Raw genomic sequence first — 3,033 nt, forward strand, 5'->3', positions numbered from 1 at the left:
ACTTCTGAGCCGGGTGACGAAACGTTCCTGCCCTCCTGGGGGACCTGCGGGCGACGCCACCCCGGAGTGGAAAGTCGGGCTGGCCGACTTCCTACTCCAGAGCCCGCTGTAGTGCACGTGGGAGCGGTAGGTCGGCCGGGCCGACTTCTGAGCCGGGTGACGAAACCTTCCTGCCCTCGTGGAGGATCTGCGGGCGACGCCACCCCGGAGTGGAAAGTCGGACAGGCCGACTTCCCACTCCAGGGGCTGCCGTAGTGCACGCGCGCCCAGCGGTGGGAGCGGAAAGTCGGCCCGGCCGACTTCTGAGCCGGGTGACGAAACGTTCCTGCCCTCCTGGGGGACCTGCGGGCAACGCCACCCCGGACGGGAAGGTCGGCCGGGCCGACTTCCTGAACCGGGTGACGAAACCTTCCTGCCCTCGTGGAGGATCCACAGGCGACGCCACCCCGGAGTGGAAAGTCGGGATGGTCGACTTCCTACTCCAGGGCCCGCCGTAGTGCGCGCGTGCCCAATGGTGGGAGTGGAGGGTCGGGCGGGCCGACTTCCCGAGCTGGGTGACGAAACGTTCATGCCCTCGTGGAGGATCTGCGGGCGACGCCACTCTGGAATGGAAAGTCGGGCAGGTCGACTTCCTGCTCCAGAGCCCGTCGTGGTGCACGCGCGCCCAGCGGTGGGAGTGGAGTGTCGGGCGGGCCGACTTCCTGAGCTGGGTGACGAAACGTTCCTGCCCTTCTGGGGGATCTGCGGGCGATGCCGCTCTGGAGTGGAAAGTCGGGCTGGCCGACTTTCCACTCCAGGGTCCCGTCGTGGTGCGCGCGTGCCCGGTGGTGGGAGTGGAGTGTCGGGCGGGCCGGCTTCCCGCGCCGGGTGGAGAAACGTTCCTGCGCCCCCTGGAGGACCCGTGGGTGAGAGCGGTGCGGAGTGGGAGGGCGGGTGGTGCGCCGGGCGGTCGACCGCCCCCGTGACGGCGTTCGCCCGGCGCTTGGGAACTGGACTCTGCTGGACAACGAGGGGGTGGTGCCAGGGGGTTGGGGTGTCCCGGACGGTGTGGGGGGTGTCCGGGCTGGTCGGCGGGGGTGTCCGGGACGTGGACTTGCCGGGGCGGGTGGGGCTCGGGGAGGATCTGGCGCATGCGGGACCAGGGGTGGGACGGTCGGGGTGAGGCGGGGCCTCAGGATGCCAGGGACGCGGGGGAGTTCGCGGCACTGCTGCGGGGGGTGAAGGAACGGTCGGGGCTGTCCTTCCGGCAGCTGGAGGAGCGGGCGGCGGAGCGCGGCGAGGTGCTGCCGCGCAGTACGGCGGCCGATCTGCTGAGGCGCGACGCGGTGCCGCGACCGGAGGTGTTGCTGGCCTTCCTGCACGCCTGCGGGGAGGAGGCCGACACGGACGCCTGGCTCGCGGCGCGGCAACGGATCGCGGCGGGGCCGGGTCAGGAGCCGGAAGCCGAGCCCGCGCGCCGCCGCCCCAGGTGGCGCCGGCCGCTCGCCCTGGCGGTGGTCACGGGGGCGGCGGTCCTGCTCGGCGGCGGTGGCCTCCTGCTGGCGACGGCGGACGACGGCGAGGAGGGCGACGGCGGTACGGGCGCGCCGCCGTCCGGCACCTACCGGATCCGCTCGGACGCCTCCGGCCTCTGCTTCTCCGAGCGCGAGGACGAAGGCGCGGGCCACGTCTTCCAGGCGGACTGCGCCGAGGCGGTCCCGGTGTACTCCCTGGAGCCGCTGGACGGCGGGGTGGTCCGACTGCGGTCGTTGCACCCGGTGTTCGGCTACGGCTGCCTGGGCGTGGACAACGGCAGCACCCGCCCGGCCGCCCAGGCGGGGGACGACTACTGCGGCCGGCGCGGCACTTCGGAGCGCTTCCGCCTGGAGCCGGTCGCAGGCGGCGGCTTCCGGATCGTCCCGCAGCACAGCGGCGCCTGTCTGACGGTGTCGGGCGGCTCCGCCACCACCGCGCGCACCCCGGTGGTTCAACTCGGCTGCGATCCGGCCGAGTCGGGCCAGGTGTTCCGCTTCGACGCGGTGCCGTCCCCGGCGTCGATCCCGGACATCACCGCCAACCCGTAACCCGCTTGGGGAGTTGACCGGGCCCCGAGGGGCGCCGGTCCTAGGCGGGAACCGGACCGCCCCCACAACACCGCGCCCCGGGCCCGCCGGGGGACGCGGACCCGGGACTCGGTGAATTCGCGCTGCTGACGCGCGCGTTCACCGGGCCCCTGTCGGGTCGAGGCCCGGCCTTCCGACTACCGTGGACCAGGCCGGCCGGGGGTGTCAACGCGCGTCGCCCCTCCCTACCCGAACGGGCAAATCCTCCGGTTGCGTGACGGGCCGTCAGGCTCGCCCGAGCAGCGGGTCCTGGCGCAGGATGGCGCGGTGGACGCCGGCGAGTTCCGCGCCGGGCTCGATGCCGAGTTCGTCGACGAGCCGGCGGCGGGTGCGGTACAGCGCCCGCATCAGCAGGGCCCTGCGGCTGCTCCCACGGCGGGTGGCCGGTGGCCAGCCGCCGCAGCCGCGCCACCGCCTCCTCGGACGGGCCGAGCGCGAGGTCCGTATCGGCGAATAACTGCTCGGCGCCGAGCCGGACTTCGTTCAGCCGGGCGGCCTCCCATCGAAACGCGGGCAGGTTCTGGAGCTCGCCGAGCGCCGGTCCCCGCCAGGGCGCCAGCGCCTGCTGGGCGGACGCCCGAGCGCCGGTCGGGGCGTCGGCGGCGAGCGTGGCCCGGGCGGTGTCGAGGAGACGCTCGGCGTGCCGGTGGTCGGGCGGCTCGTCCCGGACGGTGAGCGCGTAGCCGGACGGGCCGCCGCGCAGGTCGCGGGCCTGCGGGACGCTGTCGCCTACCTGCGGACCAACGGCGCGGGACGGGAGATCCGCGGCCACCGGGACGGCTGCGCCGCCGACTGCCCGGGCGCCCCGCCCTACCACCTGCTCACCTCCGGAGCCCTGGAGCCGGGCCCCGGCCCCGCGACCGGCGGGGAGAGCGGCTGGGCGCCGTTCCCCGGTTCGGAGTGGTTCCGCACCGGCCCCGGCGGCCCGCTG

Annotated in this window: 2 protein-coding genes and 2 pseudogenes; 2 read left to right on the forward strand and 2 right to left on the reverse strand. The window is 74.6% G+C overall.

Annotation, left to right across the window (positions count from 1 at the left end; translation table 11 throughout):
• The first annotated feature begins 1,130 nt into the window (after positions 1 to 1,130).
• Complete coding sequence (locus ABD308_RS09890; protein ID WP_344330989.1) at positions 1,131 to 2,063, forward strand: RICIN domain-containing protein; 933 nt, start codon at positions 1,131 to 1,133, stop codon at positions 2,061 to 2,063.
• A 264-nt stretch (positions 2,064 to 2,327) separates the two neighbouring features.
• Here the strand turns inward: ABD308_RS09890 and ABD308_RS39610 are convergent, their stop codons facing one another.
• Positions 2,328 to 2,549: a BTAD domain-containing putative transcriptional regulator gene (locus tag ABD308_RS39610; RefSeq protein ID WP_425554730.1), complete on the reverse strand. Its 222-nt coding sequence runs from the start codon at positions 2,547 to 2,549 to the stop codon at positions 2,328 to 2,330.
• Positions 2,530 to 2,805, reverse strand: a pseudogene (locus ABD308_RS39615) (BTAD domain-containing putative transcriptional regulator); the annotation flags it as partial. The gene ABD308_RS39610 and the pseudogene ABD308_RS39615, both read right to left, overlap by 20 nt.
• Here ABD308_RS39615 and ABD308_RS09900 point away from each other — a divergent pair.
• Positions 2,743 to 3,033: pseudogene (locus ABD308_RS09900) on the forward strand (hypothetical protein); the annotation flags it as partial. The pseudogenes ABD308_RS39615 and ABD308_RS09900 sit on opposite strands and share 63 nt — an antisense overlap.

Source organism: Kitasatospora putterlickiae (assembly GCF_039527695.1).
GTDB lineage: Bacteria > Actinomycetota > Actinomycetes > Streptomycetales > Streptomycetaceae > Kitasatospora > Kitasatospora putterlickiae.

Bases quoted from the DNA above. Each gene is read 5' to 3' on its own strand.
- ABD308_RS09890 (WP_344330989.1), top strand. From the start codon at position 1,131: ATGCGGGACCAGGGGTGGGACGGTCGGGGTGAGGCGGGGCCTCAGGAT.